General features: G+C 59.2%; 2 protein-coding genes. One reads left to right on the forward strand and one right to left on the reverse strand.

The window, feature by feature from the left end:
- Positions 1-10 precede the first annotated feature (10 nt).
- Positions 11-274 (forward strand): hypothetical protein, encoded by a 264-nt coding sequence (locus tag D3D01_RS22660; protein WP_121513862.1) that lies wholly within the window; start codon positions 11-13, stop codon positions 272-274.
- Between the two features lie 18 nt (positions 275-292).
- On the opposite strand, the gene D3D01_RS22665 is transcribed toward D3D01_RS22660, so the two are convergent.
- Positions 293-529, reverse strand: a 237-nt coding sequence (locus D3D01_RS22665; RefSeq protein ID WP_233563624.1) for a hypothetical protein, incomplete at its 5' end; no start/stop codon positions are given.

Raw genomic sequence — 529 nt, forward strand, 5'->3', positions numbered from 1 at the left:
GAGAGACACGATGAGTCTACTTACTGCAGTCGTCGTGTTCCCCGTCGGCTTCGTCTCGGGGGTGGTGGTTCGAACAGTGGCCGGACTCGCAGCCATCGTTGCACTTCTGTTAGTCGTCTTCGGCGTGGCCGCGCCAGATATCGGCCTCATCAATTATATCGCGACACAGTACTACCAGGGGAATGAACTGCTCTTCCTTGCTGGACTCCTGTTTGGGATCGACGCCAAACAGACTCGGCGAGTCGTCGTCGACCGCGGAACAAGTTCGAAGTGATGTGAGGGGATTTCGGCCCTACTTGTTCACGTCACTGATATCCAACCGTTCGTGCACCTGTTCTGTCCGCGCCAGCAGTTGCGTGTACGCCGTCGTATTCCGGCCCGGTGGGGTCCGCGGCACGCCATCGAGTTCGTCGACGACGACGGCCGTCTGCAACAACAACTGGACGAGTTGCGCGGGGGCGACACCTTCGTCCGCGTAGAGGCGAAGCCACGCAAACAGTTCGAGTGTCATCTGTTGTTCGGTCGCGCT

The organism is Haloarcula sp. Atlit-7R (assembly GCF_003666065.1).
GTDB lineage: Archaea > Halobacteriota > Halobacteria > Halobacteriales > Haloarculaceae > Haloarcula > Haloarcula taiwanensis.